At 67.7% G+C, this 18,823-nt stretch carries 17 protein-coding genes; 8 read left to right on the top strand and 9 right to left on the bottom strand.

The features are described 5' to 3' along the window. Positions 1-55 precede the first annotated feature (55 nt). The gene (locus KIK15_RS14910) at positions 56-1,216 is read left to right on the top strand and encodes a lycopene cyclase family protein (protein WP_214245487.1); all 1,161 of its coding nucleotides are present in this window, start codon (positions 56-58) and stop codon (positions 1,214-1,216) included. A 31-nt stretch (positions 1,217-1,247) separates the two neighbouring features. On the opposite strand, the gene KIK15_RS14905 is transcribed toward KIK15_RS14910, so the two are convergent. The 7 genes from KIK15_RS14905 to KIK15_RS14875 are packed head-to-tail and all read right to left on the bottom strand — an operon-like array spanning position 1,248 to position 7,795. After that, positions 1,248-1,601: a metal-sulfur cluster assembly factor gene (locus KIK15_RS14905; RefSeq protein WP_214245486.1), complete on the bottom strand. Its 354-nt coding sequence runs from the start codon at positions 1,599-1,601 to the stop codon at positions 1,248-1,250. Between the two features lies 1 nt (position 1,602). Further along, entirely contained in the window at positions 1,603-2,064 is a 462-nt protein-coding gene (gene sufU / locus KIK15_RS14900) for a Fe-S cluster assembly sulfur transfer protein SufU (RefSeq protein ID WP_214245485.1), read from the bottom strand. Continuing rightward, the gene (locus tag KIK15_RS14895; RefSeq protein WP_214245484.1) at positions 2,061-3,371 is read right to left on the bottom strand and encodes a SufS family cysteine desulfurase; all 1,311 of its coding nucleotides are present in this window, start codon (positions 3,369-3,371) and stop codon (positions 2,061-2,063) included. Before KIK15_RS14895 ends, sufU begins: the two co-directional genes overlap by 4 nt. A 48-nt stretch (positions 3,372-3,419) precedes the next feature. Continuing rightward, a complete protein-coding gene (sufC, locus tag KIK15_RS14890; RefSeq protein ID WP_214245483.1) occupies positions 3,420-4,220 on the bottom strand; it encodes a Fe-S cluster assembly ATPase SufC in 801 nt (266 codons plus the stop codon). A gap of 46 nt (positions 4,221-4,266) precedes the next feature. Beyond that, a complete protein-coding gene (gene sufD, locus KIK15_RS14885) occupies positions 4,267-5,511 on the bottom strand; it encodes a Fe-S cluster assembly protein SufD (protein WP_214245482.1) in 1,245 nt (414 codons plus the stop codon). Continuing rightward, positions 5,511-6,965 (bottom strand): Fe-S cluster assembly protein SufB, encoded by a 1,455-nt coding sequence (gene sufB, locus KIK15_RS14880; RefSeq protein WP_284150013.1) that lies wholly within the window; start codon positions 6,963-6,965, stop codon positions 5,511-5,513. Before sufB ends, sufD begins: the two co-directional genes overlap by 1 nt. Next, positions 6,962-7,795: a metalloregulator ArsR/SmtB family transcription factor gene (locus KIK15_RS14875; RefSeq protein ID WP_214245481.1), complete on the bottom strand. Its 834-nt coding sequence runs from the start codon at positions 7,793-7,795 to the stop codon at positions 6,962-6,964. The genes sufB and KIK15_RS14875 overlap by 4 nt, the downstream gene beginning before the upstream one ends. 303 nt (positions 7,796-8,098) lie before the next feature. Here KIK15_RS14875 and mptB point away from each other — a divergent pair, with 303 nt between their 5' ends. The 4 genes from mptB to KIK15_RS14855 all read left to right on the top strand — a co-directional run bounded on the left by mptB (position 8,099) and on the right by KIK15_RS14855 (position 12,906). Then, positions 8,099-9,946, top strand: a complete 1,848-nt coding sequence (gene mptB, locus KIK15_RS14870) for a polyprenol phosphomannose-dependent alpha 1,6 mannosyltransferase MptB (protein WP_214245666.1) — start codon at positions 8,099-8,101, stop codon at positions 9,944-9,946. Between the two features lie 160 nt (positions 9,947-10,106). Next, positions 10,107-11,069 (top strand): ABC transporter ATP-binding protein, encoded by a 963-nt coding sequence (locus tag KIK15_RS14865; protein WP_214245665.1) that lies wholly within the window; start codon positions 10,107-10,109, stop codon positions 11,067-11,069. Further along, entirely contained in the window at positions 11,069-11,875 is an 807-nt protein-coding gene (locus KIK15_RS14860; RefSeq protein ID WP_214245480.1) for an ABC transporter permease, read from the top strand. The genes KIK15_RS14865 and KIK15_RS14860 overlap by 1 nt, the downstream gene beginning before the upstream one ends. Positions 11,876-11,958: 83 nt before the next feature. Then, on the top strand, positions 11,959-12,906 hold the full coding sequence (locus tag KIK15_RS14855) for a heme A synthase (protein WP_214245664.1): 948 nt from the start codon (positions 11,959-11,961) through the stop codon (positions 12,904-12,906). A gap of 57 nt (positions 12,907-12,963) precedes the next feature. Here the strand turns inward: KIK15_RS14855 and KIK15_RS14850 are convergent, their stop codons facing one another. Next, a complete protein-coding gene (locus tag KIK15_RS14850) occupies positions 12,964-13,293 on the bottom strand; it encodes a hypothetical protein (RefSeq protein ID WP_214245479.1) in 330 nt (109 codons plus the stop codon). A gap of 62 nt (positions 13,294-13,355) precedes the next feature. Here KIK15_RS14850 and KIK15_RS14845 point away from each other — a divergent pair, with 62 nt between their 5' ends. Beyond that, positions 13,356-14,366: a quinone oxidoreductase gene (locus KIK15_RS14845; RefSeq protein ID WP_214245478.1), complete on the top strand. Its 1,011-nt coding sequence runs from the start codon at positions 13,356-13,358 to the stop codon at positions 14,364-14,366. Here the strand turns inward: KIK15_RS14845 and KIK15_RS14840 are convergent. Beyond that, on the bottom strand, positions 14,357-15,340 hold the full coding sequence (locus tag KIK15_RS14840) for a heme o synthase (RefSeq protein WP_374222860.1): 984 nt from the start codon (positions 15,338-15,340) through the stop codon (positions 14,357-14,359). The two genes, KIK15_RS14845 and KIK15_RS14840, sit on opposite strands and share 10 nt — an antisense overlap. 256 nt (positions 15,341-15,596) lie before the next feature. Between KIK15_RS14840 and tkt the strand changes: the two genes are divergently transcribed. After that, positions 15,597-17,696 (top strand): transketolase, encoded by a 2,100-nt coding sequence (gene tkt, locus KIK15_RS14835; RefSeq protein WP_214245477.1) that lies wholly within the window; start codon positions 15,597-15,599, stop codon positions 17,694-17,696. Positions 17,697-17,698: 2 nt separating this feature from the next. Then, positions 17,699-18,820 carry a transaldolase gene (tal, locus tag KIK15_RS14830; RefSeq protein WP_214245476.1) on the top strand — a complete coding sequence of 374 codons (1,122 nt, stop codon included), beginning with the start codon at positions 17,699-17,701 and terminating at the stop codon, positions 18,818-18,820. Positions 18,821-18,823: the final 3 nt, after the last annotated feature.

Genomic DNA, 18,823 nt, shown 5'->3' with positions numbered 1-18,823 from the left:
CCGAGACCCCGCCCGGACGACCAAGGCTCGGCACCACTCGGTTACCGTCGAGAACGTGAGTGACGCAACAGCACGCAAGGCCGAGCTGGTCGTCATCGGCGCCGGGCCCGCCGGACGCGGCCTGGCACATCGAGCGATCGTGGCCGGCGTGGACACCGTCCTCGTCGACCGCAGGCCCGATCGCCCCTGGGACGACACCTATGCAGCCTGGACCGACGAGCTGCCGTCGTGGGTACCCGACACCGTGACCGCCACCGCGGTGCCCGCGGTCGCGGTGTACGCACCCGACGAGGTGCAGATCCCGCGTGGCTACACGGTCCTCGACTCACCAGGCCTGCAAACGCACCTGGCCATCCCCGAATCCGCGGTGGTGACCGGTGACGTCGCCGAGGTGTCGGACAACCGCGTCGAACTTCGCGACGGGCGGGTGCTATTCGGGGCCACGGTGATCGATGCGCGGGGATCACGCAACACACCCGGTCCCGAACAAACGGCATTCGGGGTGTTCGTCACGCCAGAACGGGCCGCTGCAGTCCTCGGTGCACATCAGGCCGTCTTGATGGACTGGCGGCCCCACTACCGGTCCGGTGGCCCCTCCGACACCGGTCCGGCGAGCTTCCTCTATGTCGTCCCCATCACCTCCGAGCTGGTCCTGATGGAGGAGACCTGCCTGGCCGCCCATCCGGCGGTCAAGTTGGGCGTGTTGCGAGAGCGCTTGCGCAGCAGGCTTTCTCGTCACGGGCTGAACGTCGACGACGCCATCGAGCAGCGCGCCGTCGAGCAGGTCGACTTCACGCTCACCGGTGGTGGCCCGCGACCCTGGCGGCACACCCCGATGACCTTCGGCGCCGCCGGAGCACTGATGCACCCGGCCACCGGCTACAGCGTCGCCACCTCGTTGAGCTGCGCCGACCCGGTGGTGGACGCGATTGCCCGGGGCGACGATCCCGCCGCCGCACTGTGGCCGCAGAGTGCCCGAGCGGTACACCGGCTGCGTCGGCGCGGTCTCAACGCCGCCCTCGCGCTCGACGCCGACGAGACCGTCGCCTTCTTCGGCGCGTTCTTTCGGCTGCCCCCGCACGCACAGCGCGCCTACCTCAGCGACCGCTCCGATCTACGCGGGGTGATGTCGGCGATGCTGGCCATGGTGCGTCTGGCCGAACGACGAATCGGGCTGAAGGTGGCCCACCACGCCGCCGCACCGGCGCGCTGGTAAGCGCCCGGGAGTGATGAGCAGATGGCCCCGCTCAGACGGTGAAGCCGAGGGCGCGCAGTTGTTCGCGACCGTCGTCGGTGATCTTGTCCGGGCCCCACGGCGGCAGCCAGACCCAGTTGATCTCCAACTCGGTACACAGTCCGCTGGCCACCACGGCCGCGCGCGACTGGTCTTCGATGACGTCGGTCAGTGGGCATGCCGCCGAGGTCAGCGTCATGTCGATCTTCGCCTTGGCGTCACCGTCGACCTCGATGCCATAGACCAGCCCGAGGTCGACAACGTTGATGCCCAGTTCCGGGTCCACCACGTCACGCATGGCCTCTTCGACGTCGTCGACCGAGGGCAGCGAGGTGGTCACCTCGGCGGGGGTGTGCGTGTCACTCATGTCAGTTCCTTTCTGCGGACTCACACGCAACAGTCTGTGCGAGAGCATCTTTGAAGGCCATCCATCCCAACAGCGCACACTTCACCCGCGCCGGGTACTTGCTCACACCGGCAAACGCGATGCCGTCGCCGATGACGTCTTCGTCGCCCTCGGCGGTGCCTCGCGAGGTCATCATCTCGTTGAACGACGCCACCGTCGACAGGGCGTCATCGACGCTCATCCCGACCACCTGGTCGTAGAGGACCGAGGTGGCGGCCTGCGAGATCGAACAGCCCTGGCCGTCGTAGGAGATGTCGGCGACCGTCGACAGATCGTCGGACAGCGCCACCCGCAACGTGATCTCGTCGCCACACGTCGGGTTGACGTGATGCACCTCGGTACCGAACGGCTCGCGCAGGCCGCGGCCGTGCGGATGTTTGTAGTGGTCCAGGATCACCTCCTGATACATCTGCTCCATCCTCATGACCGGCCTGCCTCCACCCCGAAGAACCGCTGCGCGGTGCCGATCGCCTCGGCCAACGCATCGACCTCAGCGAGGGTGTTGTAGGCGGCGAACGACGCGCGGGCGGTGGCGGCCACCCCGAACCGGCGATGCAGCGGCCACGCACAGTGATGCCCGACCCGGATGGCGACTCCCTCGTCGTCGAGAACCTGTCCTAGATCGTGAGCGTGGATGCCCTCGACCACGAATGCCACGGCGCCACCGCGGTTCTCGGCATCAGTGGGCCCGATTATGCGGACGCCGTCGATCTCGCCGAGGCGGTGCAGGGTGTGGGCGACGAGGGCATGCTCGTGCGCGGCTATCGAATCCATCCCGATCGCCTGCAGGTAGCGCACCGCCGCCCCGAGCCCGACCACCTGCGAGGTCATCGGAACACCGGCCTCGAACCGTTGGGGCGGTGCGGCGTAGGTGGACGCCTCCATCGTGACGGTCTCGATCATCGACCCACCGGTGATGAACGGCGGCAGCTGCGCCAACAGCGCGCGCTTTCCGTACAGCACGCCGACACCAGAGGGCCCGAACATCTTGTGTCCGGAAAAGGCAGCGAAATCGACGTCGGCAGAACGGAAATCGACCGCCATATGCGGCACCGACTGGCATGCGTCGAGCACCACCAACGCCCCCACCGCACGCGCCCGGCGTACCAGCTCGTCGACATCGGTGACCGCACCGGTCACGTTCGACTGGTGGGTGAAGGCCACCACTTTCACCGTGTCGTCGAGAACAAGCGAGTCCAGGTCGATCCGACCCTCATCGGTGACGCCGTACCACCGCAGGGTGGCGCCGCTGACCCGGCAGAGTTTCTGCCAGGGAACGAGATTGGCGTGATGTTCCAGTTCGGTGACCACCACGGTGTCGCCGGGACCCAGCGGCGTGCCGCCGAGGACCGGCGCGGCCCGGGCGTCGCCGAGGGTGTGGGTGACGATGTTGATGGCCTCGGTCGCGTTCTTGGTGAACACCACTTCGTCGGGGTCGGCACCCACGAACTGAGCGATCAGCTCACGGGCCTGCTCGTAGGCGTCGGTGGCCTCCTCGGCGAGCTGATGCGCGCCACGATGGACCGCCGCGTTACAGGTGGTCAGGAAGTGGCGCTCGGCGTCGAGGACCTGGACCGGCCGCTGTGACGTGGCGCCGGAGTCGAGATACACCAGCGGTTTTCCGTCACGGACGGTGCGCGAGAGAATCGGGAAGTCGGCCCGGCACTGCTCGACGTCGAACGCCGCGGACGAGGAGGTCGACGGCGCGGTTGTCGATGCGGTCGTGGTCATGCGGGGTTCGCCTGCCTTCTGATCGACACGGTTCGGCCGGTGCGCCGATCAGGCGCTGGTGGCCGCACCGGTGAACTTCACGTACCCGTTGGTCTCGAGCTCGTCGGCGAGCTCGGGGCCGCCCGACTCCACGATGCGACCGTCGACGAAGACGTGCACGTAATCCGGTGCGATGTAGCGCAGAATGCGGGTGTAGTGGGTGATGAGCAACACTCCGCCCGGAATCGTGGCGCCGGTCGCGTCGGTCCAGCCGCGCTCCCGGTAGGTGTTGACCCCCGCCGAGACCACCCGCAGAGCATCCACGTCCAGACCCGAGTCGGTCTCGTCGAGAATCGCGAACTTGGGGCGCAGCAGACCCAATTGGAGGATCTCGTGGCGCTTCTTCTCGCCGCCGGAGAATCCTTCGTTCACGCTGCGCTCGGAAAACGCCGGATCGATCTCCAACTCCACCATCGCCTGCTTGGTCTCCTTGACCCAGTGGCGCAGTTTGGGGGCCTCGCCGCGCACGGCGGTCGCCGCGGTGCGCAGGAAGTTCGACATCGACACACCCGGCACCTCGACCGGATACTGCATGGCCAGGAAGAGCCCGGCGCGGGCGCGCTCGTCGACGGTCATCTCCAGAACGTCTTCACCGTCGAGGGTGATCGAGCCCTGGGTCACCTCGTACTTGGGGTGTCCGGCAATTGCATAGGACAGCGTCGACTTGCCAGAACCGTTGGGCCCCATAATCGCGTGGGTCGAACCCGACTCGATGGTCAGATCGACGCCCTTGAGGATCGTGATGGGCTCGGCGTCGGTGTCGGTCTGGGCCACGTTGACGTGTAGATCGCGGATCTCGAGTGTTGCCATGAGAATTGTCGTCCTTAGAGGTGAAAGTGGTCGGTGCGGAGCCGGTTCAGGCGCCCGCGATCTGCAGTTCGGCTTCGATGGCGGCTTCGAGGCGCTCGGTGACCGCGGGGATCCCGATCTTGGCGATCACCTCACCGAAAAACCCTCGGACCACCAGACGTCTGGCCTGATCCTCGGGGATACCCCGCGCCTGCAGGTAGAACAGCTGCTCGTCGTCGAAGCGGCCGGTGGCGCTGGCGTGTCCGGCGCCGACGATCTCGCCGGTCTCGATCTCGAGGTTGGGCACCGAGTCGGCGCGCGCGCCGTCGGTGAGCAGTAGGTTGCGGTTCAACTCGAAGGTGTCGGTGCCCTCGGCGGTGGCCCGGATCAACACATCGCCCACCCACACGGTGCGGGCCTCACGGGCCTTCTCGACCGGAGCGCCATCGGCGCGGGTCTCCCCCTGCAGGGCGCCTTTGTAGACCACGTTCGACCGGCAGTGCGGCTCGGAGTGGTCGACGAGCAGCCGCTGCTCGAGGTGCTGGCCCGCGTCTGCGTAGTACAGACCCCACATCTCGGCGCTGCCTCCGGGTGCGTCGTAGTGCACCAGCGGACTGATCCGCACCAACTCGCCACCCAGGCTCACCGAGAAGTGTCTGATGGTCGCGTCCCGACCCACCCGAACATGATGCGCGGCAACATGAACCGCGTCGTCGGCCCAGTCATGGACGTTGACCACCGTGAGTTGCGCGCCGTCACCGACGATGAACTCGAGGTTCTCGGCGTAGGTTCCGCTGCCCACCTGATCGATCACCACGGCGGCCCGGGCGAATCGCTCCACGCGCACCTGGACGTGTCCGTAGGCGACCTGGCCGACCCCGGGGCCGGTGATGGTCAGCGTGACCGGATCGCTGACCTGCGCGTCGGCGGCCACCGTGACCACCGTCGCCTCACTGAACGACGAGTACGCCTGTGCAGCAATGCGATCGAACGGAACGCCGCCGGTGCCGAGTCGATCGTCGTCGCGACCGACGGTCTCCACGGTCACTCCGTCGGTTGCTCCGGTGACCGCGATCTGCGCCGATCCGGTGGCCGGCGCGGACCCGTCGTGCAGCCCGCGTAGCCGACGAAACGGGGTGAAGCGCCACGCCTCATCACGCGAGCCCGGCACCTCGAATGCGTCGACGTCGAACGATGTGAACAGCTGACCCTTGTTGGTGACCGGGTGGGTGTTCTCCCCGGCCACAGCCGCGACCACCCCGGTCGCAGCGGAACTCGATCCGGTCGTACCGGTGACGTTGTCGTTCGACATCAGCCGACAGATCCTTCCATCTGCAGTTCGATGAGGCGGTTGAGCTCGAGGGCGTACTCCATCGGCAGCTCCTTGGCGATGGGCTCGACGAACCCACGCACCACCATGGCCATGGCCTCGTCCTCGGTCAGCCCGCGGCTCATCAGATAGAACAGCTGATCGTCGCTGACCTTCGAAACCGTTGCCTCGTGGCCCATCGTCACGTCGTCCTCGCGGATGTCCACATAGGGGTAGGTGTCGCTGCGGCTGATCTGATCGACCAGCAGCGCATCACATTTCACTGTCGAACGGCTTCCGTGCGCACCCTTGTTCACCTGGACCAGACCCCGATAGGAGGCCCGGCCACCGCCCCGGGCCACCGACTTGGACACGATGTTGCTCGAGGTGTTCGGCGCGAGGTGCACCATCTTCGAACCGGTGTCCTGGTGCTGGCCGGGACCGGCGAACGCGACCGAGAGCACCTCGCCCTTGGCGTGCTCGCCGGTCATCCACACCGCCGGGTACTTCATGGTGACCTTCGAGCCGATGTTGCCGTCGACCCACTCCATGGTCGCGCCGGCCTCGGCCTTGGCGCGCTTGGTCACCAGGTTGTAGACGTTGTTCGACCAGTTCTGGATGGTGGTGTAGCGGCAGCGACCACCCTTCTTCACGATGATCTCGACCACGGCCGAGTGCAGCGAGTCGGTCTTGTAGATCGGTGCGGTGCAACCCTCGACGTAGTGCACGTAGGCGTCCTCGTCGACGATGATCAACGTCCGCTCGAACTGACCCATGTTCTCGGTGTTGATGCGGAAGTAGGCCTGTAGCGGGATGTCGACGTGGACGCCCTTGGGCACATAGATGAACGAGCCACCCGACCAGACGGCGGTGTTCAGCGCGGAGAACTTGTTGTCGCCGGCCGGGATGACGGTGCCGAAGTACTCGCGGAACAGGTCCTCGTGTTCCTTGAGCGCGGTGTCGGTGTCGAGGAAGATCACGCCTTGGGCCTCGAGGTCCTCACGGATCGAGTGGTAGACGACCTCGGACTCGTACTGCGCGGCGACACCGGAGACCAGACGCTGCTTCTCGGCCTCGGGGATGCCGAGCTTGTCGTAGGTGTTCTTGATGTCGGCGGGCAGGTCGTCCCAGGTGGCGGCCTGCTTCTCGCTGGAGCGCACGAAGTACTTGATGTTGTCGAAGTCGATGCCGTCGAGATCGCTGCCCCAGGTCGGCATCGGCTTGCGCTCGAAGGTCTGCAACGCCTTGAGACGGGCGGCGAGCATCCACTCGGGCTCGCTCTTCTTGGCCGAGATGTCGGTCACCACCGCCGGGTTGATGCCGCGCTGCGCGCTGGCACCGGCGACATCGGAGTCGGCCCAGCCGTACCCGTAGGTCCCGAACGAGTCGATCGTCTCTTCCTGCGTCATTACAGGTGACGTCGCCCCGGAGGTTGGGTGGGGATCGGTGACGGTCATCGCGAGTCCTCTCGTGTGGTTGCGGACGCCGATGCGAGCTGTGCATCGGTGCCCGACGGGCTGTCGTGATCGCTGCGGCGGCCGGTCGGAGCCGACAGCGGTACGTGTGTGGTGCACGCGCAGTCACCGTTGGCGATGGTGGCCAGACGCTGCACATGTGTGCCGAGAAGTTCGGTGAACCGTGCGGTCTCGGCTTCGCACAGCTCGGGGAAGTCAGCAGCCACGTGGGCGACCGGGCAGTGGTGCTGACAGATCTGCACACCCGCGCCGACGCGACGGGTGTTGGCCGAGAAGCCGGCCGTGGTCAACGAGTCGGCGATCTGTTCGGCGGTGGCCACCAGCACGTCGTCCCCGGCGCCACGCGGAACCGGTTCGACGCCGGCGACGATGGCCTCGATCCGATCAGCGGCGAAGTCACGCACGGCCTGCTCCCCGCCCAGATCCCGCAGCCGACGCATCGCGGCACCGGCGAGATCGTCGTAGGCGTGTCGGAGCTTGGCGCGCCCGGCTGCGGTCAGCTGGAAGCGCCGCGCCGGGCGTCCGCGTCCGCGCTGGGAGTGTCGGGCCGAGGTGGTCACGGCGACCACCTCGCCTGCGGCGAGCATGGCGTCGAGGTGTCGACGGACACCGGGCCCGCTGATCTGCAGGTGGTCACTGATCTCGGCTGCAGTCACCGGGCCACGTTCGACCAGCAGTGCCACCACGGCCGATCGGGTCTGGCCGTCCCCGGCGACCACTGCGGTGGCCCCACCCTCCGACGCGGCCGCACCCGCACCGACGGCGATGCCGGTGTCCTCGGGTGCAGTCGAGCTGCGGGTCTGGCTTTTCACAACACAAGTGTTACCTAATTACGGCGACGATGCCACCCAGGGTCACCTTGCCCAGCCACGCGGCGGTCACCCAGTCGGCTCGCCGGGGTGCTCTACGACGCACGTGCGCACTCCCCCGGCCCGACCGGCCCGCTTCGAGGCCACCGGATGTGGGTGCCGCACGGATACAGTCTTCGTGTGTCCGCTCCCACACCCGCCGACTCCGGTGCCGCCGATTCGGCGACACCTGAGTCGCTCGCGACCGGGTCCGGCGGAGCGAAACCCGAGACCGCCGCGCCGCCCGCAGCGTCGAACGTCGAGTCGATGAGCGCGGCGACGATCCGTCGGGCCCGACTCGCCGGACGCCGACTGACGACCTACCTCGGCATCAGCAGACCTGTCGCCGCCGGCCGCGCGCAGAGCACCGAAACCGGTGACTACGGCGCCACCATGGCTCGCATCCACACCGATGAGCCCGAGGTGGGCGACCTCGATGCCCGGGAGAGCCGGGCGATGGTGCGCATCCGCCTGTTCGGTGCGGTGGGGTCGATCTTCATTCTCATCGGCTCGCTGGGCACCGGGAACGTGCCGGTGCTGCAGAACCCGATCTCGGGGGTGCGGTTGCTGTCGTTGCCCTCACGGATGTGGACCACCGCACTGACGTTGTCCATCGCCGGTTCGGTCATCCTGGTGCTGGCGTGGTTGCTTTTGGGGCGCTACGCGATCGGTCGCTATCGCACCGAGTTGGCGCACGGCACCCCACCGCCACGGCGGATGACCCGCGGGCAGGCTGACCGCACGCTGCTGGTGTGGATCATCCCGATCGTGCTGGCGCCTCCGCTGCTGAGCAAGGACATCTACTCCTACCTGGCACAGAGCGCGATCGCCCAGCGAGGGATGGACCCGTACACCATCTCGCCGGTGCGTGGACTGGGTGTGGACCACGTGTTCACCCGCTCGGTACCCAACCTGTGGCGCGACACACCCGCGCCCTACGGTCCGCTGTTCCTGTGGCTGGGCGAGAACATCACCCGACTCACCGGCGAGAACATCACCGCCGCCATCCTCATGCACCGTCTGCTCGCATTGGCCGGGGTGGCGTTGATCGTCTGGTCCCTACCGAGGCTGGCGCGCCGCTGCGGTGTGTCACCGATCGCGGCATTGTGGCTGGGCGCGATGAACCCGCTGCTGATCCTGCACCTGGTCGGGGGCATCCACAACGAGGCGATGATGTTGGGCGGCATGTTGGCCGGTATCGAGCTGTGCTTCCGGGGTATCGACAGCGCCGGTCGGCTACGCCGGGTCGACGCGAGCGGCGGCCGCTGGCGCCGGTGGCTGCCCAGCCGAGCAGGCTGGCTGCTGATCCTCGGAGCTGTGGTGATCACCGCCTCGGCGATGATCAAGATCACCTCGGTACTGGCGTTCGCGTTCGTCGGTATCGCGTTGGCACGTCGCTGGGGCGCCACCCTGCCCGCGCTGCGACACGCTCCGGTGCGCCTGTGGTGGTCGCGATCCCGTGACTCGGTGATCGCGCTGACCGCTGCGGCCTCCGCGCTGGGTGTGGTGTTGATCGCTTCGGTGGTCCTGCTGTGCGTGGCCACCGGACTGGGCTTCGGGTGGACCAGTACGGCTGGCACCGGCAGCGTCGTGCGGTCGTGGATGTCGATGCCCACCCTGCTGTCGGTCACCAGCGGCCGTGTCGGTGTGGCGATGGGTCTGGGCGATCACACGCAGGCGATGCTCGACGTGGCGCGTCCGGTGGCGCAACTCGCCGCCGCCGTACTGATCGTGCGCTGGATGATGGCGGCCCTGGGCGGACGCCTGCACCCGATCGGCGCCCTGGGCGTGTCGATGGCCACCGTGGTGCTGTTCTTCCCATTCGTGCAGCCCTGGTATCTGCTGTGGGCGGTCGTCCCACTGGCGGCCTGGGCCACCGGACGCTGGTTCCGCATCGGCGCCATCAGCATCTCGGCGATCATCGCCATCGTCGTGCTGCCCGCAGGCGCAGGCACCCGCGGGTTCCAGCTCGCCGAGGGGATCATCGCTGCGGTCTTCCTGGTTGCGCTGGTGACGGCCCTGTTCTTCGAACGCATCCCGTGGCGTCGACCACCGGTGAGCGCCCCGTCCGAACGCGACACCTCGGCGACGCGCACCGAGCAGGCCGTCGTCTGAGCTCGCGCGTCGATCGGTGCCTGCGACCATCGCCGATGACCCCACCCGATGCTCCGGTGGTCGGGTGTGACCGATCCACGTGGCGGCGCACGACGCAGGCCGAATACTCTTGGACGTTGTGAACAGCCCGTCGTCCGAATCCGTCGCGTCGTCGGCACCCATCCATCCCGCACCGTCCCCGAGCGCGCCGGTCGATCACGACTCCACGGAACTGGCCCTGTCGGTACGCGGCCTGGTCAAGCGCTACGGCGACATCACTGCAGTCGACGGTCTGGACCTCGAGTTGCGCCGTGGGCAGGTCTTGGCTCTTCTCGGCCCCAACGGTGCGGGCAAGACCACCACGATCGAGATCTGCGAAGGGTTCCTGGCCGCCGACGGCGGCGAGGTCCGCGTCCTGGGCTTGGACCCCATCGCCGACAACGACGCGCTACGTACCCGCATCGGCGTGATGTTGCAGGGCGGTGGGGCCTATCCCGGCGCCCGCGCCGGCGAGATGTTGCGTCTGTGCGCGGCCTACTCCGCCAACCCGCTCGACGTGGACTGGCTGCTTGCCACCCTCGGGCTCCTCGACGCGGTCCGGACCCCGTATCGCCGGCTGTCGGGCGGGCAGCAGCAGCGGCTCGCCCTCGCGTGCGCGATCGTCGGCCGCCCCGAGCTGGTGTTCCTCGACGAACCCACCGCCGGCTTGGACGCTGCTGCGCGAATCCTGGTGTGGGAGTTGATCGATCGCCTGCGCGCGGACGGCGTATCGGTGGTACTGACCACCCACCTGATGGACGAGGCCGAACATCTGGCCGACCATCTGGTGATCATCGATCGGGGCTCGGTGGTGGCCCGCGGCACTCCAGACGAGGTGACCAGCCGCGGCGCCGAGAACGAACTGCGGTTCCGTGCCCCCAGCGGTCTCGACCTCGACCTGTTGGTCTCGGCGCTGGCCGAGGAATACGAGGTCACCGAAACCCAACCCGGGCACTACCTGGTCGTGGGTGAGGTGACGCCTCAGGTGTTGGCCGCGGTCACCGCGTGGTGCGCCCAGATCGACGTCCTCGCCACCGACATGCGGGTGGAGACCCGCAGCCTGGAGGACGTGTTCCTCGAGCTGACCGGACGGGAATTGCGCTGATGACAGGTATCGCACCCAAGACCAGCCGCGCCGCCTCGGGCCGGTTCACCCCCGGGCAGTTCGCGCCCGCGCCCGCGCCTGCGCCGGTGCTGCAGATGATCCTGGCCCAGTCACGGATCGAGCTGACCTTGCTGCTGCGCAACGGTGAGCAGTTGCTGTTGACCATGTTCATCCCGATCACCATGCTCATCGGGCTGTGCCTGCTACCGATCCACACTTTCGGGGAGAACCGGGCCGACCGATTCGTGCCGGCCATCATGACGGTGGCGGTGATGTCGACCGCGTTCACCGGTCAGGCGATCGCCGTCGGCTTCGACCGGCGGTACGGCGCGCTCAAACGACTCGGTGCCACCCCGCTGCCGCGGTGGGGCGTGATCGCAGGCAAGTCGATTGCCGTGGCCATCGTCGTGGTGCTGCAGTCGATCGTGATCGGATCCATCGGTGCGGCTTTCGGCTGGAACCCGACGGCGCTTGGACTGGTGCTGGGTGCGGTGGCGATCGCCGTGGGCACCATGGCGTTCTCGGCTCTCGGCCTCCTGCTCGGCGGCACCCTGAAGGCCGAAGTCGTCCTCGCCTTGGCAAATGTGTTGTGGTTCATACTGATCGGCATAGGAAGCCTCGTGGTGGCGGGCGACAACGTACCGTCCGCCGTCGAATGGGTCGCGCGATCGTTTCCCTCTGGCGCGTTGAGCGAGGTCCTGCACCAGAGCGTGCGCAATTCGGTCGACGTGTACGGATTCCTCGTGTTGCTCGTGTGGGGCGGCGTCGGCGCGGCCGCCGCCGTCAAGTACTTCCGCTTCACCTGAGCCTGGCCGAACGCATCCCGCCGCCCCGATACCATCGAGTCGTGCTCTATCGCGGATTCGTCAACCTCGTCAATCGGCTGCCCATGCCCTCCCTGCGGCTGCAGATCGGTGTCGCTCTCGCGGTGCTGCTCTCACAGGCCGGCATCGCGGTCACCGGGTCGATCGTTCGGGTCACCGCCTCGGGTCTGGGTTGCCCGACCTGGCCGCAGTGCTTTCCCGGCAGCTTCACACCCACGCCGCACACCGAGGTGCCCGGTATCCATCAGGCCGTCGAGTTCGGCAACCGGATGCTCACCTTCGCGGTGGTCCTCACGGCCGCCCTGATCGTCATCGCGGTCACACGCGCCGGTCGTAGGCGTGAGGTGCGCTTCTACGCCTGGCTGATGCCGCTGTCGACGGTGGTGCAGGCCGTGGTCGGCGGATTGACCGTGCTGGCCGGTTTGGCGTGGTGGACCGTCGCGATCCATCTACTGCTGTCGATGGGCATGGTCTGGCTGGCCGTACTGCTTCTGGAGAAGGTGCGTGAGCCCGACGACGGGCACACCATCGCCGTGGTACCGGCCCCGCTGCGCTGGCTCACCGCCGTGAGCGCCGCGATGATGACCGTCGTGCTGATCGCCGGGACGATGGTCACCGGCGCCGGACCCCACGCCGGCGACAAGAGCATCGACAAACCGGTGCCGCGACTGAAGATCGAGATCACCACGCTGGTGCATTTCCACGCCGAGATGGTGGTCGGCTACCTCGCGCTGCTGATCGGACTGGGCTTCGGGTTGCTTGCCGTCGGTGCCCCGGACACGGTTCGACGACGCCTCTATGTAGTCGTGGGGCTGGTGATGGGTCAGGGCCTCATCGGCGTGGTGCAGTACCTGACCGACGTACCGTCGGTGCTGGTGGTGGCGCATGTGGCCGGGGCCGGAGCGTGTGTCGCGGCCACCGGAGCTCTGTGGGTGTCGATGCGCCCGCGGATGGCCATCGACGACACGACCCTCGACGACACCCTTGCCGCCGCGCCGGGCGTTCGCCACTGACCCCTGCCGACCCGTCGCGGTCGACAGCCGCGGCGCGTCGGTTCTCGGGCAGGCCGATCAGGTCCGGGCGACCCACCCGGCCATCTTGGCGTAGTGACCAGGCGCCGGTGTTGCGATGCTGCTCAGCTCACGATCCCATTGCGCCGCAGTCAGTCCATCCACCGCGTCGATCAACGCGTGCGCGGTGGCCACGTCGGCCACCACGCGGTCGCCCATGGTGCCGTCGGCGCCGACCAACATCACGCGCACGCCCGCGCGACCTACCGGTGAGATGACCGCGGTCGCACTGCCCCCGGTGCGGGAGACGAACCCTCGAACCGATCCCACCACCGCAGAACTGACCGTCGCCGCGGTCGTCGGTGCGTCGGTGTCGTTGCTCTCAGCCATGGCTCGAGCATATCGCCTCCCACCTGGCCCCAGCGGCACGCAGTCGCGGGTAGAAACGAGGTATGCATGCAATCCACGTCACACGTCACGGTGGCCCCGAGGTGTTGGAGCACGTCGAGATCGATGATCCGACACCCGGTCCCGGTCAACTGTTGGTGCGGGTGGGCGCAGCGGGGATCAACTTCATCGACACCTACCTGCGCGCGGGCCGATATCCCTCGCAGCCGCCGTACGTGCCCGGCAGCGAGGGTGCCGGGGTCGTGGTGGGCGTCGGCTCTGACGTCGACACCGACCGGGTGGGCACCCGCGTGGCGTGGTGCGAGGCTCCGGGCAGCTACGCCGAGCTCGTCACGGTTCCTGCCGCCCGTGCGGTACCGGTGCCCGAATCCGTAGACGACCCCACAGCGGCAAGCGTGCTGCTGCAAGGGTTGACAGCGCACTATCTGCTCGACGGCAGCGCGCATCCGACCGGTCCTACCGACGGCAACGCCGGCGACGCGATCCTGGTGCATGCGGGTGCAGGCGGGGTGGGTTTGGTGCTGACCCAGCTGGCGGCGGCCCGGGGCATCCGAGTGATCACCACGGTGTCCACCGACGCGAAGGCCGAGTTGTCTCGGTCAGCTGGTGCAGAGACGGTGTTGCGCTACGGCCCGGACATCGCCGAACAGGTCCGTGACCTCACCGGCGGCGCCGGGGTGCGGGTCACCTACGACGGCGTCGGTGCCGACACCTTCGAGCAGAGCCTCGCGGCCACCGCGACACGCGGAACCGTGGTGCTGTTCGGGGCGGCGAGTGGGCCGGTGCCACCGTTCGATCTCCAACGCCTCAACGGCCTGGGCTCGTTGAGCGTCACCCGACCCACCTTGGCCGACTTCATCCGCGAGCCGCGCGAGTTCATATGGCGCACAAGAGAGATCATGGATGCAGTGGCATCCGGAGCGCTGACGATCCGAGTCGACCATCGTTATCGGCTCACCGAGGCGGCGCGAGCACACACCGACCTGGAGGCACGGCGCACAGCCGGCTCACTGGTGCTCGAACCGGCGTCTGCGGCCGGTCGCGATCAGAAGTAGCCGGCGACGGTCGGCAGATTGATCACCGAGTCGATGGCCAGACCGCAGAACACGATGGCCAGGTACTCATTGGACTGCAGGAACACCTTGAGTGGCGCGATTTCCTCGCCGTTGTTGGTGTTGCGCAAGAGCTTGTGGACTGCGAGCAGGAACCAAGCCCCGGCTGCCACCGCGATGACCGCGTAGATCGGCCCGGTCGCCGGGACCAGCGCCAGCGTCGCCACCACGGTGGCCCAGGTGTAGGCGACCATTTGTCGTGCCACCTGGATCTCGGTGGCGATCACCGGCAGCATCGGGACGCCCGCCGCGCGGTAGTCCTCCTTGTAGCGCATCGCCAGCGCCCACGTGTGCGGCGGGGTCCAGAAGAAGATGATCGCGAACAGCACCAGCGGTTGCCAGCTGAGCGAACCGGTGACCGCCGCCCATCCGACCAGCGTCGGCATGCACCCTGCGGCACCGCCCCAGACCACGTTCTGCCAGGTCCGACGCTTGAGGACCATCGTGTAGACCAGGACGTAGAACGCGATGGTGATCAGCACCAGCACCGCGCTGAGCAGATTTGCAGCTGACCACAACACCAGGAACGAGGCGGCCCCCAGGACGAGCCCGAAGATCAGCGCGCTGCGTGGGGTCACGGCATGGCGGGCCAGGGGTCGTCGCTGCGTGCGCTTCATCTTCTGGTCGATGTCGGCGTCGACCACCATGTTGAGCGTGTTCGCACTCGCCGCGCCCAACCAGCCGCCGGCGAGGGTGACGGCGATGAGTTCGATGTCGACGCTGCCGCGCTTGGCCAACAGCATCACCGGCACAGTGGCGACCAACAGCAACTCGATGACACGGGGTTTGGTCAGCGCCAGGTAGGCCAGCGCGGTGTCGGCACCACGCCGGAGCAGCGAACGGGGGCTGTCGTCGACGGTGGAGTCGGGGTGGGTGGTGGTGGAGCCATGTCCTCCACCGCTGTGCCCGATGTCCACTGACTCTCCGTCTCCCATCATGCCCCGCGAGGCATCTGCCGACGGGAGACGCCGCGAGCCAGTCGCCGCGCGCCGAACCCGTGCGCTTCTACTACAGGCAATGGTAGACGCCGACATCGCCGGATCGGCAATTTGGTCGACCTCGTCACGCCACCGCGATCGCGGTCGCGGCTAGGGTTGAGGAGGAGACGGCCTTCGCACCGACACCTACCGACTCTGCATCCGCACCCTCGCGACACACAGGAGAATCGCCATCGTGGCAGTGACAGATGAGATCCGAGACCTGACCCGCCCGGAGCACCCGGACGGTTGGACCGATCTCGACACCCGCGCCGTGGACACCGTTCGGGTACTCGCTGCGGATGCAGTGCAGAAGTGTGGGTCGGGTCATCCCGGTACCGCCATGAGCCTGGCGCCCTTGGCCTACACGCTGTTCCAACGCGTGATGCGTCACGATCCCACCGACACCGAATGGATCGGCCGGGACCGGTTCGTGCTGTCCTGCGGGCACACCAGTCTCACCCTCTACATCCAGCTCTACCTCGGCGGGTTCGGCCTCGAACTCGACGACCTCAAGGCGCTGCGCACCCGCGGGTCGCTGACCCCGGGGCACCCGGAGTACCGCCACACCCGCGGGGTGGAGATCACCACCGGTCCGCTGGGCCAGGGCCTGGCGTCCGCGGTGGGGATGGCTATGGCCGCGCGCCGCGAGCGAGGCCTGTTCGATCCCGAGCCCCCGATCGGGGACAGCGTCTTCGACCACCACGTCTACGTCATCGCCTCCGACGGCGACATCCAAGAGGGCGTCACCTCCGAGGCGTCGTCGCTGGCCGGCACCCAGCAGTTGGGCAACCTGATCGTCTTCTACGACGACAACAAGATCTCCATCGAGCACAACACCGACATCGCACTGTCAGAAGATGTGGCCAAACGCTACGAGGCCTACGGGTGGCACGTGCAGTACGTGCAGGGCGGTGAGAACGTCACCGGCATCGAGGCCGCGGTCGCGGCCGCGAAAGCCGAGACCGCCAAGCCGTCGATCATCATCGTGCGCACCATCATCGGCTATCCCGCGCCCACGAAGATGAACACCGGCGGCGTCCACGGGTCAGCGCTCGGCGCCGACGAGGTGGCGGCCACCAAGAAGATTCTCGGGTTCGATCCCGAGCGTGATTTCGAGGTGGGCGACGACGTGATTGCCCACACCCGCACCCTCGCCGAGCGTGGGGCCGACGCACATGCGCAGTGGTCCACGCGGTTCGAGGCCTGGGCCGCTGCCAACCCCGACCGCAAGGCGCTGCTCGACCGGCTGCTCGCGCGCGAGCTGCCCGCGGGGTGGACAGAGGTGCTGCCCACCTGGGCCGCCGGCGACAAGGCCGTGGCCACCCGTTCGGCCTCAGGCAAGGTGCTCACCGCGCTCGCCCCGGTGCTCCCCGAGCTGTGGGGCGGCTCGGCTGACCTCGCCGGTTCGAACAACACCACCATGGATGGCGAGAAATCCTTTGGCCCCGAGTCGATCTCGACCGAGGATTGGACTGCCACCCCATATGGGCGCACCCTGCACTTCGGCATCCGCGAACACGCCATGGGCGCCATCCTGTCGGGCATCGTGTTGCACGGTCCCACCCGCGCCTACGGCGGCACCTTCATGCAGTTCGCCGACTACATGCGTCCCGCGGTGCGACTGGCCGCGCTGATGGAGATCGACCCAATCTACGTCTGGACCCATGACTCGATCGGACTCGGCGAGGACGGACCGACCCATCAGCCGGTCGAGCACCTCGCTGCGCTGCGAGCCATCCCGAACCTCGCGGTCATCCGCCCGGCCGATGCGAACGAGACGGCCTTCGCCTGGCGCGCCACCCTCGAGCGGGTCGGCGGGGGTGGCCCGGTCGGTCTGGCGCTGACGCGACAGAACGTCCCGGTTCTCGCGGGCACGTCCTATGACGGCGTCTCCAAGGGCGGCTACGTGCTCGTCGAGTCGTCCACCGCCACCCCGGCTGTCATCCTCATCGCCACCGGATCGGAGGTGTCGGTCGCCGTGGCTGCCGCAGAAGCATTGGAGGCCAGAGGAATCGGTACGCGGGTCGTCTCGATGCCGTGTGTCGAGTGGTTCGAGGCGCAGGACGCCGACCACCGCGACGCGGTGCTACCGCCGACGGTGACCGCTCGGGTGTCGGTGGAGGCCGGCATCGCCATGCCGTGGCACAAGCTGGTCGGTGCCGCCGGCGAGACCGTCTCACTCGAGCATTTCGGCGAGTCCGCCGGTGCCGATGTCCTGTTCGACGCGTACGGCTTCACCGTGGACAACGTCGTCGCGGCCGCCGAGCGCTCCATCACTGCTGCGAAGGGATGACCATGACCCAGAACGAGAATCTCGCCGCCCTGTCCGAAGCGGGGGTGTCGGTGTGGCTCGACGACCTGTCGCGCGAGCGCATCACCTCGGGCAACCTCGCCGAACTGATCGCCACCCGATCCGTGGTGGGCGTCACCACGAACCCGTCGATCTTCCAGGCCGCACTGTCGGCCGGTGAGAGCTACGCCGCGCAGATCGGAGAACTGGCTGCGCGCGGTGCCGACGTGGACGCCACCATCCGCACGGTCACCACCGACGACGTCCGCCAGGCGTGTGACATCTTCGCGCCGCAGTACGAAGCATCAGACGGGGTGGACGGTCGCGTGTCGATCGAGGTCGATCCTCGCCTGGCCCACGACACCGACGCCACGCTGGCCCAGGCCATCGAGTTGTGGAAGATCGTCGACCGGCCCAACCTGCTGATCAAGATCCCGGCGACGCTTGCCGGGCTACCGGCCATCACCAAGACGCTTGCCGAGGGCATCAGCGTCAACGTCACCCTCATCTTCTCGGTCGAGCGCTATCGCGCCGTCATGGCCGCATACCTCGACGGCCTCGAGCAGGCCAAGGCGGCCGGCCACGATCTGTCTCGCATCCACTCGGTGGCGTCGTTCTTCGTCTCGCGTGTGGACACCGAGATCGATGCCCGGCTCGACGCGATCGCAACGCCCGACGCCGTGGAACTCAAGGGCAAGGCGGGCCTGGCCAACGCGCGGTTGGCCTACGTCGCCTACCAGCAGGTGTTTGAGGTGGAGTCGCGATTCCAGGGGCTGTTGGCCGACGGCGCCCGTCCACAGCGCGCCCTGTGGGCCTCGACCGGGGTCAAGAACCCGGCCTACCCCGACACCCTCTACATCGATCAGCTGGTTGCTCCCAACACGGTCAACACCATGCCGGAGAAGACGATGCAGGCGTTCGCCGACCACGGCCGACTCGACACCGAGTCCTTGATCGGTCGGGGCCCGGAGTCCGAGGAGGTGTTCGCCGCACTGTCGGCCGTGGGCATCGACCTCGACGACGTGTTCGCCGTGCTCGAGTCCGAGGGCGTCGACAAGTTCGAGGTGGCATGGAACGAGCTGTTGGCCGCCACCGCAGAGCAGCTCGAGTCCGCGTCCCGGGGCTGAGCG

This window comes from Williamsia sp. CHRR-6 (genome assembly GCF_018474015.1).
Classification (GTDB): domain Bacteria; phylum Actinomycetota; class Actinomycetes; order Mycobacteriales; family Mycobacteriaceae; genus Williamsia_A.
Note: the sequence above shows the minus strand (reverse complement) of the source record. Positions and strands in the feature narration are given on the sequence as shown.

Coding starts and splice junctions, on each gene's coding strand:
- sufD (WP_214245482.1), bottom strand. CDS start 5,511: ATGTCGAACGACAACGTCACCGGTACGACCGGATCGAGTTCCGCTGCG.
- tal (WP_214245476.1), top strand. CDS start 17,699: ATGACCCAGAACGAGAATCTCGCCGCCCTGTCCGAAGCGGGGGTGTCG.
- KIK15_RS14905 (WP_214245486.1), bottom strand. CDS start 1,601: ATGAGTGACACGCACACCCCCGCCGAGGTGACCACCTCGCTGCCCTCG.
- mptB (WP_214245666.1), top strand. CDS start 8,099: ATGAGCGCGGCGACGATCCGTCGGGCCCGACTCGCCGGACGCCGACTG.
- KIK15_RS14845 (WP_214245478.1), top strand. CDS start 13,356: ATGCATGCAATCCACGTCACACGTCACGGTGGCCCCGAGGTGTTGGAG.
- KIK15_RS14860 (WP_214245480.1), top strand. CDS start 11,069: ATGACAGGTATCGCACCCAAGACCAGCCGCGCCGCCTCGGGCCGGTTC.
- KIK15_RS14895 (WP_214245484.1), bottom strand. CDS start 3,371: ATGACCACGACCGCATCGACAACCGCGCCGTCGACCTCCTCGTCCGCG.
- sufU (WP_214245485.1), bottom strand. CDS start 2,064: ATGAGGATGGAGCAGATGTATCAGGAGGTGATCCTGGACCACTACAAA.
- sufC (WP_214245483.1), bottom strand. CDS start 4,220: ATGGCAACACTCGAGATCCGCGATCTACACGTCAACGTGGCCCAGACC.
- KIK15_RS14850 (WP_214245479.1), bottom strand. CDS start 13,293: ATGGCTGAGAGCAACGACACCGACGCACCGACGACCGCGGCGACGGTC.
- sufB (WP_284150013.1), bottom strand. CDS start 6,965: ATGACCGTCACCGATCCCCACCCAACCTCCGGGGCGACGTCACCTGTA.
- KIK15_RS14855 (WP_214245664.1), top strand. CDS start 11,959: ATGCCCTCCCTGCGGCTGCAGATCGGTGTCGCTCTCGCGGTGCTGCTC.